A 21,236-nucleotide genomic window follows, 5' to 3' on the forward strand; every position below is an offset into this window, starting at 1 on the left:
CTCAAGGACAGTGGTGGGTGCGGTCGTGGGGCTGCTTGCGGCCCTTCACTGACAGCAGGGCTTTGTATGCGGGTTTTGGCGCGTAGTTCTCGTCCATCAGCGTCGCGGCGCCCTCGCCGTCGAACCAGCCGGGCACCCACGAGTGCAGGTCGGTGAAGCCCCAGACGGTCAGTTCGCGGCAGGCGCGGACGCTGAGGCAGTCGGTGAGCGCGCGCCGGTAATAGTCGGCCTGGGTGGCGAGCTTCTCCGGGGTGACCGGCAGCACCATGCGGACGTCCAGCTCGGTGACCGCGACCTCGAGCCCGAGGTCGGCGAAGCGTTGCATGACGTTCGCCCAGTCGCCGGGGTAGTCGTACTGGATGCCGAGGTGGCCCTGGAAGCCGATACCGTGGATCGGCACCCGCTCGGCCTTGAGGTCCTTGACGATGTTCAGGGTGGTCTCGATCTTGGGGGCGTTCCACTCGAGGTTGTAGTCGTTGATGAACAGCTTGGCGTGCGGGTCGGCCTTGTGGGCCCAGCGGAAGGCGTCCGCGATGTAGCCGGGGCCGAGGTGGGTCAGCCAGATGCTCTGCCGCATCGAGCCGTCCTCCTCCACGACCTCGTTGACCACGTCCCAGGCGCGGATCTTGCCCTTGTAGCGGCGTACCTGGGTGGTGATGTGGTCGCGCAGGATCTCGCGCAGCTCGGTCGCGTCGATGGAGCCGTCCTCGACGCCGCTGGTCAGCCAGGCGGGCAGCTGGTTGTGCCAGAGCAGTGTGTGGCCGCGGATCTGCTGGTGGTTGCGGCGCGCGTTCTCGACGAGCGCGTCGGCGTCGTCCCAGGTGTAGACGCCCCGCTCCGGCTCGACGGACTCCCATTTCATCGCGTTCTCGGCGGTGACGTGGTTGAACTCGCGGTTCAGGGTCTTGCGGTACATGGGCTCGTCACGCAGCGAGGCGATGTCGACCGCTGAGCCGATCTTGATGTGCAGCTGCTGGGAGAGCTGGCGCAGGTCCTTGGCAGGACGCGGATGGTGCCCGGGGCCGGGGTGCGCGCTCGCCGGACTCGCGGGTACGGCGAGCACGAGCGCCAAGGCGAGGATCAAGGGTTTCACCGAACGAACCTCCGAATGCCGGAGCAGGGGTGCCAGGGCTGTTTCCGAAAGTTTCGGAACTATGTCGATAATTTCACCGACTGCCGGAACGTTAAGCGCTGGGGAAGACCCCGTCAACACCCGGTTTCACGCGCGAACGCGCTCCCGCCCCCGCCACGGCGCCTGATACGCCCACTGCCAGGCCAGCTCCAGCGGCCCCCGGTCGAACCTGCGCAGCCACCACGACGCCAGCACCATGAACGACAGGCAGATCACCGCCCACGCCGCGGGCACCCACCAGGGCCGCAGCCCGTCCAACCGTCCGGCCAGCCCCAGGCCCCAGTCGTAGCAGAGCACGCTCGCGGCCAGGTTCTGGAACACGTAACAGGACAGCGCCGTGCGCCCCACCCCGGTCAGGCCCCGCCGTACGACGCCCGGCGCCCCCTTCATGCCCAGCGCGACGTGCGTGACCAGCGCCAGCAGGCCCAGGGCGACCAGCGGCGCGGCGACGTACCGATCCACCATGAACCAGCTCGGGCCCGCGTAGGACGTGGCCAGGTTCAGCGGCACGCCGAGGCCGAGCCCCACGGCCATCAGCCGCAACCGCAGCGCAGCCCCGCGCTCCTCGAACGCGCCCGCGCGCATCAGCCGGGCCCCGAGCAGGAACAGCACGATCCCCAGCGGCACGATGATCACCAGCTCGGCGCGGAAGACCGCGACGTTGTCCAGCCGCATCCGCACCTGGCCGAGCCAGTCGCGTGGCGGCACCCCGCCCGACACCGGCGGAGCCAGGGCCAGCGCCGCGGTGACCACCGCGACGATGGCCAGGTGCACGGCCCCCGCCGCGACCATCCACGCGGTCACCGCCCGCTCGCTCCGCCCGATCAGGTAAGCCACCACCATCGAGGTCAGCGCGTACCCCATGAGCACGTCGAACTCGAAGACCAGCACGTAGTGCAGGACGCCCTCGCAGAACAGCAGCGCCGCCCGCCACAGGTACCGCCCGGGCCAGGGCGTCCCTCTGCGGGCGGCGCTGCGGTACTGCAGCTCAAGACCCACCCCGAACAGCAGCGTGAGCAGCCCGAGGAACTTGCCGTTCGCCAGGAAGCGCAGGAAGGTCTCCACCGCGCCGGTCTCGGGCCGCAGGAACCCCAGCGGACCCTCCGGCGCGGTGAAGAGCCAGATGTTCGTGCCGAGCGTGCCCATGATGGCCACCCCGCGCAGCACGTCGAGTGCGTCGATGCGTCGCGTCACACACTCCACTGTGCTGGCCTCGCGGGGCCAGGCCGTCGTCCCGAGGGGCGAAATACCGGGTACATCGATCGATGTACCCGGTCGTCCGCTCAGGAGGAGACGCCGGCCTCCTTGGCGGCCTGGTCGATGGTGGCCAGCTCGTCGGCGGTGAAGTCGAGCCGGTCCACCGCCGCCACGTTCGCCTCGAGCTGCTCGGGGCTGGAGGCGCCGACGAGCACCGAGGTGATCCGCGGGTCGCGCAGCGCCCAGGCCAGCGCGAGCTGCGCCACCGTCTGCCCGCGCGCGTCGGCCAGCTTCGACAGCGCCCGTACGAACGCCAGCACCTCGGGCGTCACCCGGTCCGCCGTCAGGAACCGGCCCTCGGCCGCCCGCGAGTCGGCCGGGATGCCGTCGAGGTAGCGGTCGGTGAGCAGGCCCTGGGCCAGCGGCGAGTACACCACGCAGCCCACGCCCTCCTCCTCCAGCACGCCGAGCAGCGCGTCCTCGATGCCCCTGTTGAGCAGCGAGTACGACGGCTGGTGCACCAGCAGCGGGGTGCCGAGCCCGCGCAGCAGCCCGGCCGCCTCGGCGGTGCGCTCCGGCGAGAAGTTGGACACGCCGACATAGAGCACGCGGCCGGTGCGGACCATGTGGTCCAGCGTGGCCACCTGCTCCTCCAGCGGCGTCTCCTCGTCGTCGCGGTGCAGGTAGAAGATGTCCACGTGGTCGAGGCCGAGGCGGTCCAGCGAGCGGTCCAGCGTGGCCAGCAGGTGCTTGCGGGAGTTGCCCTTCCCGTACGGGCCGTCCCACATGGGGTTGCTGCCCTTGGTGGTGACCACGACCTCGTCGCGCAGCGACCGGGGGAAGATCCGGCCGAACGCGGACTCGGCGGCGCCGATGGGCGGGCCGTAGCGGTCGGCGATGTCGAAGTGGGTGATGCCGAGGTCGAGCGCCTTGTGCAGGATGGCGCGCTGGCTGTCGAGTGGCTTGCCCTCGCCGAAGTTGTGCCACAGGCCCAGCGAGACGGCGGGGAGGAGCAGACCGCTGCGGCCGCACCTTCTGTACGGCTGGCGTTCGTAGTCCACGGGTGACCTTCCGCAATAAAGGGGGTGAAACGTTTTACGCGTCCCAGTTAAGCACCTCCGCTCGCGCCGCCGCGCGGTGGATCGTGACGCTTCCGTTACCGGCGGCGGGGTATCGCGGGGCGCGATCCGCTCTCGTACGCCACAGAGGCGAGAACGGAGGCGCCATGACCATCGACCACATCCCGGAACCGGCCAGACACGGCCAGGGTGAGCCGTTCGGGCCGGCCTGGCAGGGCATCACGCTGCCCCGCGAGCTGCTGGACCGGCACGGAGCCAAGGTCCTCGACCCGTGGGCCGTCGGCCTCGACCCGGGCGAGGCCCGCCCCGACTCCACGGTCTACCGCGCGGACGTGCTGCTCGTCCCCGGGCAGCTCCTCGCCGTCCGCGAGGCGACCGACCGGATCGACGAGGCCCTGTCCACCGTGGGGCTGAAGCTGTCGGCGGAGAGCGTCGACCGCGCCCGCGACAGGGACTTCGGCGACCGGACCGTCTGGCTGCCCGCCGTCCTGGAGATCGCCGACGGTGCCCGCGACGTCAAGGCCGACGCCTGGCCCGCGCTGCGCGCCGTGCGCAGGGCCCTGGCCGACCCGTCCTACGCCGAGCCGGCGGCCGCCGCCCTCCGTTCGCAGCTGGACCAGATCTCCCTCGACCACCTGTTCGTCGGCTCGGCCACCAGCGGGATCGGCTCGCTCGACCTCGGCGGCGAGCCCGCCACCAGCGGCCACGCCGTCACCGAGCAGCCCGGCACGGGAGGCGGCCCCGGATACGGGCGCATCCCGCTGACCGTGGTCGCCGGGCCGCCCCGCCGCCGCACCCTCGAAGAGCTGGGCGGCCCCAGGATCACCGTCGTCATCCTCGACACCGGCGTCGCCACCCACCCGTGGTTCAGGCCCGTCACCGACCCCGACGCGTTCCTCACCGTCGATCCCGACGGGCAGCAGCAGATCGAGGACACCCACCCCGCCTACGCCGGCCGCGACATCGCCAGGCTGGAGGGCTACGAGGACCTCGGCCAGGTGCCCAACCCGCTCATCGGCACCCTCAACTCGCACACCGGGCACGGCCTCATGCTCGCCGGGATCATCGCGCAGACCGCGCCCGACGCCCGCGTCCTCAGCTACAAGGTCATGCACAGCGACGGCGTCGTCCCCGGCGAGGCCCTGCACGCCGCGCTCGACCGCCTCCTCGACCTCATGGACGACGGGCAGCCCGTGGACGTGCTCTGCTGCTCCTTCGGCGGCTTCTCCGAGTCCGGCGACGCCGCCATGCAGTCGCTGTTCACCAAGGTCAACCAGTTGCGGGCGCGCGGCGTCACCGTCGTCAACGCGGCCGGCAACTACGCCACCACCCGGCCCTTCTACCTCGCCGCGCTCTCCGAGACCGACGTGCCGGGGCCGCCGCTCGCGCCGATGCTCGGCGTGGCCGCCAAGAACCCCGACGGCACCGTCGCCATCTTCAGCAACGACCACCCCGCCGTACGCTGGCGGGCCCCCGGCGCGATGGTCGTCAGCACCTTCCCGCCGGCCCACAGGGGCGCCCAGAACGCGCCGCTCAGCGTCGGCGAGCGGGCCGCGCTCGACTGCGACGCCGTGGGGCCGTTCTGCGGCTGGAGCGGCACGTCGTTCGCCGCGCCCATCGTGGCCGGCGTCATCGCCGCCGAGCTGACCAAGACCCTCGGGCAGGTCGGCGTCGACCCCGTCGAGCGGGCGCGCACGGTCATCGACACGATGATCAACGACAAGGCGGCGCGGCCGGAGATCACCCCGATCTGATGGCCGGCGACCGCGCACTCGACCGCCCGGCGGGCGCCCGCTCCCAGCGGCGCGAACGGCTGGCCGCGCTGCTGCTCGAAGCCCGTACGGGCAACAGGGGCGCGCTCGACGCCATCGTCGCCGAGCTGACCCCCGTGCTCTGGCACACCGCCAGGAACCAGGGCCTCAGCCCCCAGGCCGCCGAGGACGTGATCCAGACGACCTGGCTCACCCTGCTGCGCCACCTCGACGCCATCTCCGTGCCGGGCGCGCTCATCGAATGGCTGGTCACCACCACCCGGCGCGAGGCGTGGCGGGTCAGCGCCGCCGCCCGCAAGGACGACCTGCCCGGCGACGACGCCTTCGAGGACCTGCCCGACAGCGTGCTCACCCCCGACGAGCTGCTCGTGGACGACGAACGGCGGCGCGCCCTCTGGCACGCCGTCGAGAGCCTGCCCAAGAGGTGCGCCGAGCTGCTCAGGATCATCGCCTTCGTGCCGCGCCCCCACTACGACGCGGTGGCCGCCGCGCTCAACATGCCGATGGGCAGCATCGGGCCCACGCGCGGCCGGTGCTTCGCGAAGCTGCGCCTCCTGCTCGCGAAGGATCCGGATTGGAGTCCTTGATGAACACCGCAGAGGGGAGCGGCGCTCCCTACCTGACCCCCGAGGACGAGCTGCTCGCCGGGCAGATCGCCGACGTCTACCGCATCGTCGATCCCGTGCCCGCCACCCTGGTCGAACGCCTGCAGTTCGCGCTCGCCCTGGAGTCGCCCGACTTCGCCGTGCTGCGGCCGCACGAGGAGCCCGCACTGCCCGCCGGCGTGCGGGGCGGCGAGGACAGCCGGACGATCACGTTCGACAGCGAGATCCTCACCATCATGATCAGCGTGAGCGCGCGCGACGAGCACGCCGTCCGCGTGGACGGCTGGCTCGCGCCGCCCGGCGAGCACCTGGTGGAGCTGCGCACCGGCTGCGGCGCCCACGTGGTCAGGGCCGACGACCAGGGCAGGTTCGTGCTCGACGTGGTGCCACGCGGTCTGTCGCAACTCGTGGTACGCCAGGGGCTTGATGATCCGGCGCGGGCGACGATACTGGCGGTGACACCCTCACTCATCCTCTGACCCATCCCCCTGACCCCTCACTCTGACCCCACCGCGAGGCGGCCTTGCGCGACAGCGGTTTCGCGGCGATCCGCGAGCAGGTCGAGCACCTGCACAAGCTCAGCGTCGAGGCGACCGACAACGGGCGTCCCGCCCAGGCCGGCCGCCGCCTGCGCCGCGCGCTCGCCCTGCTCGGGCACGCGGACGGCGACCGAGCCGACCGAGCCGAGCCCGCCGAGCCCGACGGGCTGCTGGCCAGGCTGCTGACCAGCCTCGCGCACGCCGAGGCCGAGCAGGGGCACACCGGGCTCGGCATGGAGCTGCTCGACGCCGCGCGGCGCCGGGCGCCGCCGCACGAGCTGGCCATCGTGCACGCCCAGCGCGGCCTGCTGCACCTGCGCCTCGGCGCCGGCGCCGAGGCGCTCGCCGAGCTGGACGTCGCCGCACCCCTGCTCGCCGCGGCCGGCGAGCGGGTCGAGCTGTCCAGGGTGCTGCTCAACCGGTCCGTCATCCACCTCATGGCCGGCCGGGTACGCCAGGCCAGGGACGACGCCCGCAGGAGTGCCCAGCTCGCGCACGCGGCCGGCCACCGGGTGCTCGCCGCCAAGGCCCTGCACAACGACGGCTACTGCGACCTGCTGCTCGGCGACGTACCTGCCGCGCTGCGCGTCTTCGCCCGCGTCGAGGGCCTCTACCAGGACGTCAACCCCGGCTTCCTGCCCGTGCTCGCCGTCGACAGAGCCCGCGCGCTGCTCGCCGTGGGCCTCACCGACGAGGCCGGACGCACCCTCGACGGCGCCATCGACGGCTTCCGCCGGCAGCGGCTCATGCAGGACTACGCCGAGGCCCAGCTGGCCCGCGCCCAGTGCGCGCTCGACGCGGGCCGCCACGCCGAGGCCAGGGACCGGGCCCGGCGGGCGGAGACCTACTTCCGCCGCCGCGGCAGCACCGCCTGGGCACTGCGCGCGGTCCTCATGCGCCTCCGCGCCGACCTGGCCCGTGGGGCGGCCCCCGGCACAGTAGCCCCCGGCACAGTAGCCCCGGGTGCGGTGGCTTCCCGTGTGGTGGCTCCTGGTGTGGTGGCGCGGCGGGCGGGGGATCTGGCGGAGCGGTTCGCCGCGCTCGGCATGCGGGACGACGCCGAGATGGCCAGGCTGGTCGCGGTTCGCGCTCTCATCGCCGGCGGGCGTCCCCCCAGCGCCTTTCCCGAGAGCGGGCGGAACGTGTCGCTGGAGGTGCGGCTGATGCGGCACCTCGCCGGCGCCGAGCTGGCCGGCGCGTCCGGGCAGCGGGGCCTGGCGCTGCGCCGCGTACGGGACGGGCTGGCGCTCATCCACTCCCACCGGGGCCGCCTGGGCAGCCTCGACCTGCTCACCGGCGTCGCCGCCCTGGGCGCCGACCTCGCCGGCCACGGCCTGCGCGCGGCCCTCGACGGCGGACCGCCGCGGCAGGTGTTCGCCTGGTCGGAGCGGTGCAGGGCGCAGGCGTTCCGGTTCCGCCCGCCGCAGGCGCCCGAGGACGGCAGGACCGCCGAGGCGCTGGCCGAGCTGCGCCAGCTCGCCCAGCAGATGCACGCCGACGAGGCCGCGGGCCGCCGCGACCCCGCGCTGCGCCGGCGCTGCCTGGAGCTGGAGCAGGTGATCAGGGAGCGCGGCTGGCAGTTGCCCGGCGTGGGCGAACGGCTGGCACCCGCGTCGGCCTCCGCGGTGGAGTCGGCGCTGGCCGAGGACGACCTGGCGCTGGTCAGCCTGCTCAACGTGGACGGCGGGCTGCTGGCCCTGGTCCTCGTACGCGGCCGGTGCCACCTGCACCGGCTGACCGCGTACGAACCGGTGGCCGAGGCCGCGCGACGGCTGGCCGGCGACCTGAACGCCCAGGCGGGACGCAACCTGCGGCCCGCGCTGAAAGCCGTGATCGAGGCGTCCGTGCAGCGGCAGCTCGCCGTCATCGGCGACGCGCTCGCGGCGCCGCTGCGCCAGGCCCTGGACGGCGCCCGCGGGATCGTGCTGATCCCCACCATGGGGCTGTCCGCGGTGCCCTGGGGGCTGCTGCCCCACCTGCGCGGCAGGCCGCTGGCGGTGGCGCCGTCCGCGCTGGTGTGGCTGGCGGCCAGGGGCTCCGCCGCGCCCGACGACGGCTCGCCCGTACTGGTCGCCGGGCCCGACCTCGAGCACGCCGAACGCGAGGTCGAGCGGCTGGGCGACGTCCACCCCAAGGCGCGCCGCCTGACGGGGGAGCAGGCCACGGTGACGGCCACGCTGGAGGCGCTCGACGGCGCGTCCATCGCCCACTTCGCCGCCCACGGCCACCACGAGCGCGAGAACGTGTTCTTCTCCCGGCTCGTGCTCGCCGACGGGCCACTCATGGCGTACGACCTGCAGCGGCTCGGCCGGGCGCCCGGCCACGTCGTGCTGTCGGCCTGCGACGTCGGCCAGGCCGTGGTCAGGGCGGGCGACGAGTTGCTCGGGTTCACCGCCGCCCTGCTCTACCTCGGCACTTCCACCGTCATCTCCAGCCTCACCCGCGTGCCCGACCAGGTGGCGGAACGCGTCATGACGGCCTACCACCAGGCCGTCGCGGAAGGGGCGCGCCCCGCCGACGCCCTGGCCACCGCCTCACTCGGCGAACCCGCCGCCACCTTCGTCTGCTTCGGCGCCGGCTGATCATCTTCGGGAAGGCGGTAACGCCGGGGACACCCGTTGCTATGAAGGAGCGGACGGTCCTTGTCGTCTCAGGCTGCGAAAGCGGGGCGGGATGCGAGAGACGGGCTCCATCAGGTCCTCGGTGATGGCCGGGTTCGGGTTGCTGGCGCTGGTGTCGCTGGTGCTGGGGTTCATGGGGCTGCGTACGCACCTCGCCGCCGCGACCCCCGCACCCACCCTCCTCGACCTCGTCTACTACGACCTCCAGCTGTTCGTCATCGACCCCCAGCCGCTCGGCACGCCGGGCCCCCTGCCGTGGCCGCTGGAGGTCGCCAGGTTCACCGCGCCCGCGGTCACGATCTACGCGCTCGCCGAGACCGTACGCCTGCTGCTCGGTGCCGAATACCGCAGGCTGCGGGCCCGCGAGGCGTCCGGGCACGCGGTCGTCTGCGGCACCGGCCCGCTGGGACAGGCGCTGACGCAGCGGCTGCGCGAGAGCGGCCGCACGGTCGTCGTCATCGGCGGCCCGCCCGGCGACCCGCAGCGGGCGCGCGGGGTGTTCCACGTCGCGGGCGACGCCAGGAATCCGCAGGTGCTGCGCGCGGCCGGCGCCCACCGGGCCCGCGTCGTCTACGCCTGCGAGGACGACGCCACCGCCAACGTCGCCGTCGCCGCCGCCGCGCACGGCCTCGGCAGCGGCTCACCCGTGTCGGCCTACGCGTACGTCCCCGACCCCGGCCTGTGCTCCGCGCTGCGCGCCCGCCGCCTCGGCTCGAAGGGGCCGCACGAGCGGCGGCTCGACTTCTTCAACCTGGAGGAGCTGGCCGCCCGCGTGCTGCTGCTGCGCGACCCCGTCACCCACGAGAGCCCCGTCCTGCTGCTCGGACTCAGGCACTTCGGCGCGGCCCTGCTGGTCGAGCTGGCCCGGCAGTGCCGGCTGCGCGCCGGGGCCCGCGTCCCGGTCCGCGTGATCGCCACCGGCGCGACGGCCCAGGTGGAGGCGGTGTGCAGGACGTACCCGTTCGTCGCCGACTACTGCGCCGTGACCGCGCACGACGCGGGCGCCGACGGGCTGCGCCCGCTCCTTGAGGACATGAAGGAACGTCCCCAGCGCGTCTACGTCTGCTACGGCGACGAGCGCGACGCCCTGACCGCCACCCTCACCGTCGCGCCGCTGTGGACCGGCGCACCCATGATCGTCCGGGTGGGCCAGCGTAGGGTGTTCGCGGAAGCGTTCGGAACCGCGGGGCTGCTCGACGACATCGCCGGCACACTGCGGTTCTTCGCCGTCACAGAAGAGGCGGGACGACCGGAATTGATCGACGAGGACGTGATCGAGCGCCTGGCGCGGGCGATCCACGAGCGATACCTGATGGGGTGCGCCGAGCGCGGCGAGACCCCTGAGCAGAACGAGTCCATGGTGCCGTACGAGGCGCTGACCGAGGCCAAGAAGGGCCAGAACCGCGACCAGGCCGCCCACATCGGCATCAAGCTCCGCATGATCGGCGCGGTGCCGGCGCCGAGCACCGACGCGCCGGCCACGTTCGCGTTCGAGCACGACGAGATCGAGCTGCTCGCCGAGATGGAGCACCGCCGCTGGGCGTCCTACCTCCTCGACCGCGGCTGGACCCACGGCCCCACGCGCGACGACGCCAGGAAGCAGCACCCGGACCTCCTCGACTGGGAATACCTGTCGGAGGAGGCGCGCGGCAAGGACCGCGCGGCCGTCACCGGCCTGCCAGCCCTCCTGGAGGACGCCGGGTTCCGCATCGTCCGCGTCCCGCCGGAGAACCGGCGTCAGCACACGGAGCGATAGGGACGCCCCGGGACGTACTCGGACCACTCTGGGCCCGCTCTCAGGGCCGTGCTGTCGCGGAACACGTGCAGGGCACGCCGTCGGTACCAGGGCTTGCGAAGCGTTGCGGGGCAAGCCGCAGGGCCGGGGCCAGGTCGTTGTCAGTGCAGCTGGACGCCGATCAGGCAGGTGTCGTCGTCGGTGTCGGAGTTGGAGTGGGTCAGCAGGTCGTCCAGGCGGTGATCCAGCGTGGCGGCGCCGCGCCTGGCGATGGCCAGCAGCCGGTCCTGGGCGTGGCGCAGGTTGTGGTCGCGCCGCTCGATCAGGCCGTCGGTGTACATCAGCAGCGTGTCGCCGGAGCGCAGCTGCAGCCGGCCCTCCTCGTACGCCGCGTCCTCGAACGCGCCCAGCAGCGGGCCCTTCAGCACCGGCAGCTCGGAGCCGTCGCCGTCGCGCAGCAGGATCGGCGGCAGGTGTCCCGCCCGCGCCCAGTGCAGGACGCGGGACGACGGGTCGTACAGCGCGCACACCGCCGTCGCCGTCATGCGGTCGGCCAGGTGGTGGGCGACCATGTTCAGCCAGGTCATGAGCTGGGCGGGGCCCGCCCCTGTGGTGGCGAGGCCGCGCAGCGCGTTGCGCAGCACCACCATGCCGGTGGCCGCCTGCACGCCGTGGCCCGCCACGTCGCCGACCGACAGCAGCACCTGGCGTGAGGGCAGCGCGACCGCGTCGTACCAGTCGCCGCCGACCAGGTGCTCCTTCTGCGCCGGGCGGTAGCGGACCGCGATGTGCAGGCCCGAGGAGTCCATGGCGCCGTGGGACGGCGGCATGATCGCCTGCTGCAGTTGCAGGGCCAGCCTGTTGCGGGCGGCCGACTGCTGCTCCGTGTGGGCGAGCTGGTCGCGGGTGACGGACAGCGCGACCTCCGTCCAGTGCTGCGAGGAGATGTCCTGGTACGCGCCGCGTACCGCCATCAGCCGGCCGTCCGGGCCGAAGACCGGCTCGGCCACCACCCGCATGTGCCTGGCCACACCGCCGGGGCGCCGCAGCCGGAACGCGACGGCCGCCATCCTGCGGTGGTGCAGCACCGTGCGCAGGAACCGGCCCACCGCCACCGCGTCGTCGGGGTGGGCGTGGTCGCGCAGCCGTTCGAGGGGGACGGGGCGGTCGCCCTGGGTGCGGCCGTACAGGGTGTACAGCTGGGCGTTCCAGGTGATCTCGCCGGTACGCGCGTTCTCCTCGAACCCGCCGATCCTGCCCAGCCGCTGCGCGTGCTCCAGCAGTCCGGCCAGCCGCGCGTCCTCGTCGTGGTCCCGCCACACCATGAGCACGCTCTCGCCGTGCCTGGTCAGGCTGACGTCCGCGACGCCCGTGGCGCTCAGCTGGAGCGGCATGCGCTCGGCCCGGAACGGCTCACCGGTGGCATGCACCTGCTCCAGCAACCCCAGCAACCCGCGCGCCGCCTGCGGACAGGCCTCCAGCAACGACCCGCCCACATGGATCGGGTACGCCTCCAGCAGCAGCCCGTCTCCGCGCGCGACCCGCTCACTGACATGCTGGATCTCGAAGTCCGCCGGTTTCCGGCGCTCGTCCAGCCGCGCCCGCAGCACAAGGGACGGATCCGGCAACGCATCCGCCAGCCCCACCAGCTCGGCATGCTGCGCCGCTCCTGCGGCCTCATCCTCCGGCCTGGCGACGTACGGCGAGTCGAGCGTCCGTGCACAGAGCTCGGCCAGCGCCTCGATCTGCCGCTCAACCCGCACCGACCGCGCCGGCACCGCGTAAGGCCAGCACACCTCCAACACCCCCACCACCCGCCCTTTGACCACCATAGGGACGGTCACCCGCGCCCCACCCTCGTGCTCATCCAGGGGCGGGCCACCGGCCGGACGGTCATCGGACGCGGGGGAGCTTCCGGGCGGGGGGTGTGAGGGTGGGGGGTGGCCGATGGCGGGGAGGGTGGTTGACGGGTGCCAGAGGAGGCGGCGTTCGCGCAGGGTGCGGCTCGCCGGGGTGGGGACGCCCGGCGGGATGTGACGCCAGCGCCTGGCCTCCTCGTCGCCGAAGCCGGCCTGCCCGGCCAGGGCGAGGGCGCCGCCCGGCTCGGCCTCCCAGACGGCCACGGCCGTCGCGCCCAGCGGGGCCAGCGCGTGCTCCAGCAGCGAGGCGGCCACGACCTGGGTGTCGCGGGCGCCCAGAGCCGAGCTCTCGGCGGCGCGCAGGCGGGCCGACACGCCGGGTCGTGCTCGCCCGCCGCTGCGATGCGGTCGCCCGCCGCCTCGTTCACCACGTCGGCGGCGACCTCCAGCGGCGTCACGCCCGCCTTGACGGCGAGCAGGGCGAGCTGCTCGGCCGCCTGCGCCGGCGTGCACCGCAACCGCTCGACCAGCACCCCCTTGGCCAGCTCGATCACCGCACCACCGGCAGCGGCCCGCCGCACCCGCTCAGCCTCCTCCCGCAACCGCTCAACCGTCGCCACCAGGTGCTCCAGCCCACCGGCATCCGCGTCGGCGCCGGCGGGGGAGGGAGGTGTCTCGTCGTTCTCGGGTGGGGGTGTCATGGCGGGAGGGGGCGGGTCGCGGGCCAGGGGAACGGTGCGGGTGGCGTCATCGAATACCTCCGAGGAAACTCCCGCCTTCAGACGGGAGAGGAATCGGACCCCTGCGGAGCAGGACAGGGGCAGCCGGTTCGCCGCCAGGCGAACCGGCGTCAAAACGCCGCACGACATCGCACGGTTCGGTAGTGTGTTCGACGGTGGCGATGACCAAGCCACCGGGCGAACGATCGGAAACATCCTCGCCGCCGGGCCGGCGGAGAGGAGAAACGCCTGTGGAGCTGGTGTAAGACCTCAACGAGAGTTCCTTTCTCGGGCGGGCGACCCGGCGGTGAAGCAGGAAGCCTCACGGGCGACCGTGGGAATCCCCCTCGTTCACGAGGGGGAGGAGGTCAAGACAGGTCCAGCCAGTGGCGGATGCGGGCGATCAGGTGGTCGGCGTCCACGGGCTTCGTGACGTGGTCCGAGGCGCCGGCGGTGAGGCTCTTCTCCTGGTCGCCGGGCATCGCCTTGGCGGTGACGGCGATGATGGGCAGGTGCGCGTACCGCGGCATCGAGCGGATGGTCTCCGTCGCCGTGTAGCCGTCCATCTCGGGCATCATCACGTCCATCAGGATCAGGTCCGTCTCCGGGTGGGCGGTCAGCGTGTCGATGCCGGTGCGGCCGTTCTCGGCGTGCAGGACGGTGATGCCGTGCAGCTCCAGCATGCTGGTCAGCGCGTAGAGGTTGCGGGCGTCGTCGTCCACCACGAGCACGGTGCGCCCGGCGAGCGCGTTGTCGGTCCCCCTGCCCTCGGGCGCGTTCACCGCGCCTGACCTGACCAGCGGGAGCACGTCGCCGGGCTGGCCGGCGGTGAGGTGCAGGGCGATGCGCTCGCGCAGCTCGTCGAGGCTGGACAGCAGCTCCAGCGGCTGGTGCGCCAGGCGCACCTCCTGCTGCGGGGGCGAGCGCCAGTTGTTGTAGGCCAGCACCGGCACCCCGCGCAGCCGCGGGTCACCGTCCATGGCGGCCAGCACCTGATAAGACGACATGTCAGGCATGTCGAGGTCGAGGACGATGCAGTGGCACGGCTCCCCGCCCAGCAGCCGCGCCGCCTCCTCGGGCCCGGCCGCCGTGACCACCTCCATCGTCCCGCCCAGGTCGCGGGCGGTGGCGAGGTCGCCCATGACGCTCTCCGCGACCAGCGACAACAACCCGCTCCGCCGCTCCTCGATGACGAGCAGCCGCCGCGCGCTCACCGGCGCCCGCTCGGCCGGCTGCGCGGGCGCGCCCTCGGCCGGCGCGATCGCCTCACCGGGCTCGTACCCGGGCCGCGCCACCGGCAGATACAGCGAGAACACGCTGCCCTGCCCCGGCGTGCTCCGCACGGTGATGGCCCCGCCCAGCAGGTACGCGATCTCCCGGCAGATCGACAGCCCCAGCCCGGTGCCGCCGTACTTGCGGCTGGTGGTGCCGTCGGCCTGCTGGAACGCCCCGAAGATCACTTCGAGCTGCTGCCCGGGGATGCCCACGCCGGTGTCGACGACCCGCAGCGCGATGGCGGGGCCGTGGGGACGTACGGACGCGGGCAGCTCACCCGGCGCGGCCGGCTCGATGCGCAGCTCCACGCTGCCCGTCTCGGTGAACTTGACCGCGTTCGACAGCAGGTTCCGCAGCACCTGCCGCAGCCGCGAGTCGTCGGTGAGCAGCTCGGCCGGCACGCCGGGCGCCAGGGTGACCCGGAAGTCGAGGCTCTTCTGGCCGGTCATGGGCCGGAACGTGGCCTCGACGTAGTCGAGCAGCCGCCGCAGCTGCACCCATTCGGGGTTGATGTTCATCTTCCCGGCCTCGACCTTCGACAGGTCGAGGATGTCGTTGATGAGCTGCAGCAGATCGGACCCGGCCGAGTGGATGATGCCCGCGTACTCGACCTGCTTGGGGGTGAGGTTGCGGGTGTGGTTCTGGGCGAGCAGCTGCGCCAGGATCAGCAGCGAGTTGAGCGGCGTGCGCAGCTCGTGGCTCATGTTGGCGAGGAACTCGCTCTTGTACGTGGACGCCAGCGACAGCTGGTGCGCCCGGTCCTCCAGCTCCTGCCTGGCCTGCTCGATCTCGAGGTTCTTGGTCTCGATGTCCTGGTTCTGGCGGGCCAGCAGCGTCGCCTTCTCCTCCAGCTCGGCGTTGGAGCGCTGGAGCTCCTCCTGCTGCTGCAGCAGCTCCTCCGAGCGGGCCTGCAGCTCGACAGCCAGCCGCTGCGACTCCTTCAGCAGCTCATCGGTACGCGCGTTCGCCACGATCGTGTTGAGGTTGACCCCGATCGTCTCCATGAGCTGGTCGAGGAAGGCCCGGTGCACCGGCGTGAACGCCTGCACCGAGGCCAGCTCGATCACGCCCAGCACCTGCTCCTCGACCACGATGGGCAGCACGATCACCGACGAGGGGTCGGTGCGGCCGAGCCCTGAGGCGATCGTGATGTAGCCGGGCGGCAGGTCGGTCATGGCGATCGTCCTGCGGCTGCGCGCGGCCTGCCCGACCAGCGCCTCGCCCAGCCTGAACCGGGTGGGCCGCTCGGGGTCGACCGGGTAGCCGTAGCCGCTGATCAGCTTCAGCTCGCTGTCCTCGGCCGAGAAGAACGCGCCGTACTGGGCGGAGACCAGCGGCGCCAGCTCGTTCATGACCAGCTCGGCCACGGTGGTCAGGTCGCGATGACCCTGCATCAGGCCGGACATGCGGGCCAGGTTCGACGTCAGCCAGTCCTGCTGCTCGTTGGCGGTCGTGGTCTCGCGCAGCGACTTCACCATCGAGTTGATGTTGTCCTTGAGGTCGGCCAGCTCGCCCTCGGCGTCCACGGTGATCGAGCGGGTCAGGTCGCCCGAGGTGACGGCGCTGGTCACCTCGGCGATGGCGCGCACCTGCCTGGTGAGGTTGCCGGCCAGCTCGTTGACCGACTCGGTGAGGTCCTTCCAGGTGCCCGACACCGCGGGCACGTCCGCCTGGCCGCCGAGCCGCCCGTCCGTGCCGAGCTCGCGGGCCACCCTGGTCACCTCGGAGGTGAACAGCGACAGCTGGTCCACCATGCCGTTGAACACCGACGCGATCTCCCCGAGCAGCCCGTCGGCGTCGTCGGGCAGCCGGGTGCGGAAGTCGCCGTCCCTGACGGCGGTCAGGCCGGCCAGCAGCCTGCGCAGCTCGGGCTCCTCACCCGCCTCTCCCTGGCCCCTGGCGCGCTGGCCGCGCGCGGCGGACGGACGGGACGTGCCGACGGTGGGGTCGTTCATGACCGCTCCTCCGTACTCGGCCAAGCAATCGAGGTAGCGCAGAGATTATCCGGAGCCGGCCGCCGCGGGGGCCGGCCGTGAGTTGTCATTGCGCTATCACAGCATGTATCCGGCGGGAAATCCGTCAGAGGGAATGGCCCGCCGAGGTGAGCGCGGCGACGGCCGTCTCCACCGTGTCGTGCACGGGGACGTACGCCGCCACACCGGTGATCTCGAAAAGGCGGGCGGGCAGCGGCTGCACGCCCGCCAGGTGCACGGTGCCGCCGTTCCTGAGACAGTCGGTGGCGCAGCGCAGCAGCACGTGCAGCCCCGAGCTGTCCATGAACGGGACGCCCGACAGGTCGAACACCATGCCCCGGGCGAGATCGACGGGCAGGTCACGGACGTAGGCTTCGAGCTGGGCTCGATTGGTGGCGTCCATCTCGCCGTTGACGGCGATCACGATCACCCCGCGCGGGCGCTGGTGCGCCAGCTTCAATGGCGGCATCTACGGCTTCTCCGCTTTCGCCGGCGGAATACGACCATCCAACGAAGAATAATCCGCAAAAGTGTCCTGGGATATCCCTGGTTTTCCGCCAAAAGCAGGGTCCTCCGCCGGGCCGCGAAAGGGGCTCGGGTGAGAGGCTCAGGCGGTCGTGGGAAGGGTCGTGAGCAGGGTCGTGGTGACGGTGACCGTCGCGTACGGCATCACGAACCGGCCGCCCAGCGCGTCCACCGCCGCACCCATGCCCGCCAGCAACTCCTCGCGCTGCTCGGCGGGCAACCTGCTGTGGCCGCCGAAGGTGGGCAGCGCGTCCAGCCACTCCTCCCGCGTGTACGTCCGCTCCCAGTCGTCCCGCCACCGCTCGGGCTCGTGGAACGCGCCGCACGCCTCGATGCCCTCGCTCGCCTTCCCGGCCATCACCGCGTACGCCTCCAGCGCCGGCCCCGCCGCGCCCACGGCCGCCATCTGCGGCAGCACCCGCCGGTAGACCTCGGCGAAGGCGTCGGCCACGGCGGGCGGCGGCTGCATGACGTTCCAGAACAGCGCCAGCCGGCCGCCGGGCCGCAGCACCTCGGCCGCCCTGGCGGCGCCCGCCACCGGGTCCACCCAGTGCCAGGTCTGCCCGGCGACCACCGCGTCGAAGCGGCGCCCGCGCGCGTCCCAGGTCTCGAACGGCGCCACCTCGGCCTCCAGGCCGCGCTCCCGCGCGAGTCTGACCATGCGCTCGTCCACGTCCACGCCGAGCACGCGGCAGCCGGCCGCCTGGAGCTGCCGGGCGGCGATGCCGGTGCCGCAGCCGACGTCGAGGACGTCGGGGCCGGGCGCGGAGCCGGCGATGCGGGTGATCAGCGGCTCGGGGTAGCTCGGACGGGCGCGGTCGTAGCGGTCGGCCTCGGTGCCGAAGGACTCGGCGACCTCACGGATCTGATGGGTCTCCTGCCCGGAGGGGAGGCCGGGCTCTGGGATAGTGGGCATGTGCCCACAGTAGGTGGGCGCCCGCCCACTCGGCAACGCGCTCAGGCCCGTTTCGCCACCGGCGGACGCAGCAGCGACAGCATGGTGGTCACCAGCACCTTCTCCACCTCGTCCGGCGCCAGCCGGCCCGCATCGAGCTCCTGCGCGGCGCTGTGCAGGATCGCGAAGAACGCCGTCACCAGCCACTGCGACGGCAGGTCCGTACGGAAGTCGCCGGCCTCCCGCCCTCGCGCGATCAGCCGCTCGACCCGGCGCAGCGGGCGCTCGTGCCGCTCCCTGATGCGCTCGGTGGGCAGCGCGCGGTCGGCGGCGAGGAACAGCCGGCGATGGCGGTCGAGCACCTCCCACGACGAGCGCAGCAGGCCCTCCATGGCCTCGGGCGGCGGCGCGGTGTCGATGCGGTCGTCCTCCAGCACGCCGTCCGCCATGCGCACCGCATGGTCGAGCACCGCGTCCACCAGCGCCTCACGGGAGGGGAAGTGGCCGTAGAGCGTCACCCTGCCCACCCCGGCCTCCCGCGCGATGTCGGCCACGCTGGCACCCGGGTCGGCACTGAGCAACCGCGTGCCGGCCTCCAGGATCGCGGCGATGCTGCGCTCGGCGTTCGCACGCCGGGCCGGAACGGGCTGTCGAGCCACGGCCTTCACCATGACCCCACCCTACGTCGCCCGGTCCGTTATCCCTGGTAAGCCCGGTTTCACAGCTGAAGTGCGTGGTCGAGCAGGGATTGCAGGGTGACGGCGCCGATCAGCCGTTTGCCGGCCACCACCGCCACGAGCGGGCTGTGCGTCCGCGCCATCAGCGACGCCAGCTCCAGCACGGTCGCCTGCGGACCGGCCACCGGCAGCTCGCGCGGCTCCTCCGGCAGGCACTGGCGCACCGTCCTGCCGTCGAGGCGATGCAGGAACCGGTCGGCGTGCGCCTCGTCCACCACCCTGGCCAGCGCCGGGTCGTCCTGGCAGTAGGCCGGCACCGCCAGCCGCAGCACCTGCGTGCCCGGCAGGATGCTGTGCGGGAGACCGTCGTCGCCGATGAGGATGAGCCCCGGCAGGTCCCGGTCGGCGAGCAGCCTGGCCGCCTCGAGAGCCGGGGTGTCGAGGGTGACCGTCGGGAACTCGACGGCGAGATCGCGTGCGCGCATGCGATGACCTCCCTTACCCGGGTGAATGCCCTCAGCGTGGGGCGGTCCAGCGTCCGGTCACGAGCTTGTCACCCCACCGGTCAGGGCAGCTCGGCGAATCGCTCCACCTGCTCGGTGCGCCCGGAGACGAGCACGATGTCGCCGTACGTCAGCTCCGTCTCGGCCGTCGCGTACGTGAACTCCTCGCCAGGCGGCTTGACCGCCACGATCGTCACGCCGTACTTGCGGCGCAGGTTGGACTGGCCGAGCGGGATGCCGACGTATTCCTTCGGCGGGCTGGTCTTGGCCAGCGCGAAGTTCTCGTCGACCTGCATGTAGTCGAGCATGCGGCCGCTCACCAGGTGCGCCACCCGCTCGCCCATGTCGTGCTCGGGGAAGACCACGTGATGGGCGCCGATGCGGCTCAGGATGCGGCCGTGCTGGGTGCTGATGGCCTTGGCCCAGATGTCGTTGATCTCCAGCTCGACCAGCAGCGACGTGGTGAGGATGCTGGCCTCGATATCGCTGCCGACCGCCACCACCGCCTGGTAGAAGTCGGGCACGCCGAGCTGGCGCAGCGCCTCCATGTCGGTGGCGTCGGCGGTCGCGATCTGGGTGATGCGGCCCGCCAGGCTCTGCGTGATCTTGGGCCGGTTGTCGATGGCCAGGACCTCGGTGCCGCGCCGGGTGAGTTCCAGCGCCAGCGACGTGCCGAACCTGCCCAGGCCGATGACGACGACCGGGTCGCCCTTGTACTCAGCCAACGATGACACGCTCCTCTGGTAGCTCGTAGTGCCGGGCGCGCCTGTTGAGGGCCAGCGCGGAGCCCAGGGTGAGCGGGCCGATGCGGCCCACGAACATGAGCATGACGAGCAGCAGGTGCCCGGCCGTGCCGACGTCGGCGGTGATGCCGGTGGACAGGCCCGCCGTGCTGAACGCCGAGACCACCTCCAGCATGACCTGGTCGAGGCTGTGCGGGGTGAGCGCGAGCAGCACGTACGTCGCCACACCCACCAGCCCTACCCCCAGCGCCGTCACCGTGACGGCCTGCCGCTGGTTGGTGTCGGGCAGCCGCCGGTGACCGACGTTGACCCGGCTCTCGCCGCGCAGCTCGGCCCACACCACGAACGCCAGCAGGCCCGCCGTGGTCACCTTGATGCCGCCCGCGGTGCCGCCGCTGCCCCCGCCGATGAACATGAGCAGGTCGGTGAGCAGCCAGCTCGACGGGTACATGGCCGAGACATCGAGGGTGTTGAATCCGGCCGAGCGCGGCATGACGGCGGTGAAGAACGCGGCCAGCAGCTTGTCGGGCTCGTCGAGCGCGCCCAGCGTGCCGGGGTTGCGCCACTCGGTCATCAGGAACACGAGGGTGCCGAGCACCAGCAGCGTCACGGTGACGCCGAGCGTGATCCTGGTCAGCACGCTCCACTTGTGCGGGTGACGCCAGGTGCGGGCCAGCTCGAACACGACGGGGAAGCCGAGCCCGCCGACGATGCAGGCGAACGCCACGGTCAGGCAGATCCACGGGTCGGTGACGAACCGCATGAGGCTGTCGGGCCACAGCGCGAACCCCGCGTTGTTGAACGAGGCCACTGCATGGAAACCGCCGAGGTAGAGCGCCCGGCCGAACGGCTCACCGTACGCGATCATGAACCGGCCGGTCAGCACGACGGCGGCGACGCTCTCGCACAGCAGCGTGAACAGCACCACCTTGCGGATCACATGGCGGATGTCGCTGGCGCTGAGCGCCTTGGTCTCGGCCTGCGCCACGATCTTGGCCCGCAACCCTAAGCGGCCCGAGACGAGCAGCGTGAACACGGTGGCCATCGTCATGATGCCGAGCCCGCCCACCTGGACCAGCCCCGCGATCACCAGCTCCCCGAACACCGACCAGTGCGAGGCGGTGTCGACCACCGCGAGACCCGTCACGCACACCGCCGAGGTGGCCGTGAACAGCGCGTCGACCAGCCCGGCCGGCTCGCCTGACGTGGTGGCGGCGGGCAGCGCGAGCAGGGCCGTGCCGGCCGTGATGGCCAGGCCGAAGCCGAGCACCACGACCTGCGCGGGCTGCTGGAAACGGGACGTCAGCCAGGCGAGAACGCGGTTCATGCACGTGCCCCGATGTGACGAGCACGGCTACGGCCACGCATTCGTGAACGCCTCCCCCGA

The 21,236-nt window shown here is 72.5% G+C and carries 16 protein-coding genes and 1 pseudogene; 5 read left to right on the forward strand and 12 right to left on the reverse strand.

What is annotated here, in order from left to right:
- Nucleotide 1 precedes the first annotated feature (1 nt).
- From AB0K28_RS30710 to AB0K28_RS30720, 3 genes are all read right to left on the reverse strand, one after another.
- The gene (locus tag AB0K28_RS30710; protein ID WP_364376955.1) at nt 2-1,093 is read right to left on the reverse strand and encodes an endo-1,4-beta-xylanase; all 1,092 of its coding nucleotides are present in this window, start codon (nt 1,091-1,093) and stop codon (nt 2-4) included.
- A gap of 126 nt (nt 1,094-1,219) precedes the next feature.
- The gene (locus tag AB0K28_RS30715; protein WP_364376957.1) at nt 1,220-2,326 is read right to left on the reverse strand and encodes a DUF418 domain-containing protein; all 1,107 of its coding nucleotides are present in this window, start codon (nt 2,324-2,326) and stop codon (nt 1,220-1,222) included.
- An 89-nt stretch (nt 2,327-2,415) separates the two neighbouring features.
- Nucleotides 2,416-3,390 carry an aldo/keto reductase gene (locus AB0K28_RS30720; RefSeq protein WP_364376959.1) on the reverse strand — a complete coding sequence of 325 codons (975 nt, stop codon included), beginning with the start codon at nt 3,388-3,390 and terminating at the stop codon, nt 2,416-2,418.
- 164 nt (nt 3,391-3,554) lie between these two features.
- Here AB0K28_RS30720 and AB0K28_RS30725 point away from each other — a divergent pair, with 164 nt between their 5' ends.
- The 5 genes from AB0K28_RS30725 (at nt 3,555) to AB0K28_RS30745 (ending at nt 10,701) form a co-directional block, all read left to right on the forward strand.
- A complete protein-coding gene (locus AB0K28_RS30725; protein ID WP_364376961.1) occupies nt 3,555-5,162 on the forward strand; it encodes a S8/S53 family peptidase in 1,608 nt (535 codons plus the stop codon).
- Nucleotides 5,162-5,767 (forward strand): sigma-70 family RNA polymerase sigma factor, encoded by a 606-nt coding sequence (locus AB0K28_RS30730; protein WP_364376963.1) that lies wholly within the window; start codon nt 5,162-5,164, stop codon nt 5,765-5,767. The genes AB0K28_RS30725 and AB0K28_RS30730 overlap by 1 nt, the downstream gene beginning before the upstream one ends.
- On the forward strand, nt 5,767-6,264 hold the full coding sequence (locus tag AB0K28_RS30735; protein ID WP_364376965.1) for a hypothetical protein: 498 nt from the start codon (nt 5,767-5,769) through the stop codon (nt 6,262-6,264). Before AB0K28_RS30730 ends, AB0K28_RS30735 begins: the two co-directional genes overlap by 1 nt.
- A gap of 44 nt (nt 6,265-6,308) precedes the next feature.
- A complete protein-coding gene (locus tag AB0K28_RS30740; RefSeq protein WP_364376967.1) occupies nt 6,309-8,906 on the forward strand; it encodes a CHAT domain-containing protein in 2,598 nt (865 codons plus the stop codon).
- Nucleotides 8,907-8,997: 91 nt separating this feature from the next.
- Nucleotides 8,998-10,701: a RyR domain-containing protein gene (locus tag AB0K28_RS30745; protein WP_364376969.1), complete on the forward strand. Its 1,704-nt coding sequence runs from the start codon at nt 8,998-9,000 to the stop codon at nt 10,699-10,701.
- A 140-nt stretch (nt 10,702-10,841) separates the two neighbouring features.
- Here the strand turns inward: AB0K28_RS30745 and AB0K28_RS30750 are convergent, their stop codons facing one another.
- The 9 genes and pseudogenes from AB0K28_RS30750 to AB0K28_RS30790 all read right to left on the reverse strand — a co-directional run bounded on the left by AB0K28_RS30750 (nt 10,842) and on the right by AB0K28_RS30790 (nt 21,176).
- Entirely contained in the window at nt 10,842-12,914 is a 2,073-nt protein-coding gene (locus AB0K28_RS30750; RefSeq protein WP_364376971.1) for a SpoIIE family protein phosphatase, read from the reverse strand.
- A gap of 110 nt (nt 12,915-13,024) precedes the next feature.
- Nucleotides 13,025-13,474 (reverse strand): annotated as a pseudogene (locus AB0K28_RS30755) (ANTAR domain-containing protein); the annotation flags it as partial.
- A 152-nt stretch (nt 13,475-13,626) separates the two neighbouring features.
- A complete protein-coding gene (locus AB0K28_RS30760) occupies nt 13,627-16,488 on the reverse strand; it encodes a response regulator (protein ID WP_364376973.1) in 2,862 nt (953 codons plus the stop codon).
- Nucleotides 16,489-16,612: 124 nt separating this feature from the next.
- Nucleotides 16,613-16,975, reverse strand: coding sequence for an STAS domain-containing protein (locus tag AB0K28_RS30765; RefSeq protein ID WP_364376975.1), 363 nt, complete (start codon nt 16,973-16,975; stop codon nt 16,613-16,615).
- Nucleotides 16,976-17,113: 138 nt separating this feature from the next.
- On the reverse strand, nt 17,114-17,947 hold the full coding sequence (locus tag AB0K28_RS30770; RefSeq protein ID WP_364376977.1) for a class I SAM-dependent methyltransferase: 834 nt from the start codon (nt 17,945-17,947) through the stop codon (nt 17,114-17,116).
- Between the two features lie 41 nt (nt 17,948-17,988).
- Nucleotides 17,989-18,597, reverse strand: a complete 609-nt coding sequence (locus AB0K28_RS30775) for a TetR/AcrR family transcriptional regulator (protein WP_364376979.1) — start codon at nt 18,595-18,597, stop codon at nt 17,989-17,991.
- A gap of 47 nt (nt 18,598-18,644) precedes the next feature.
- Complete coding sequence (locus AB0K28_RS30780) at nt 18,645-19,088, reverse strand: CBS domain-containing protein (protein ID WP_345402678.1); 444 nt, start codon at nt 19,086-19,088, stop codon at nt 18,645-18,647.
- Between the two features lie 80 nt (nt 19,089-19,168).
- On the reverse strand, nt 19,169-19,831 hold the full coding sequence (locus AB0K28_RS30785) for a TrkA family potassium uptake protein (RefSeq protein ID WP_345402681.1): 663 nt from the start codon (nt 19,829-19,831) through the stop codon (nt 19,169-19,171).
- Entirely contained in the window at nt 19,824-21,176 is a 1,353-nt protein-coding gene (locus AB0K28_RS30790) for a potassium transporter TrkG (protein ID WP_364376981.1), read from the reverse strand. The genes AB0K28_RS30785 and AB0K28_RS30790 overlap by 8 nt, the downstream gene beginning before the upstream one ends.
- Nucleotides 21,177-21,236: the final 60 nt, after the last annotated feature.

It is taken from the genome of Nonomuraea sp. NPDC049504, assembly GCF_040676845.1.
GTDB classification, from domain to species: Bacteria; Actinomycetota; Actinomycetes; order Streptosporangiales; family Streptosporangiaceae; genus Nonomuraea; species Nonomuraea salmonea.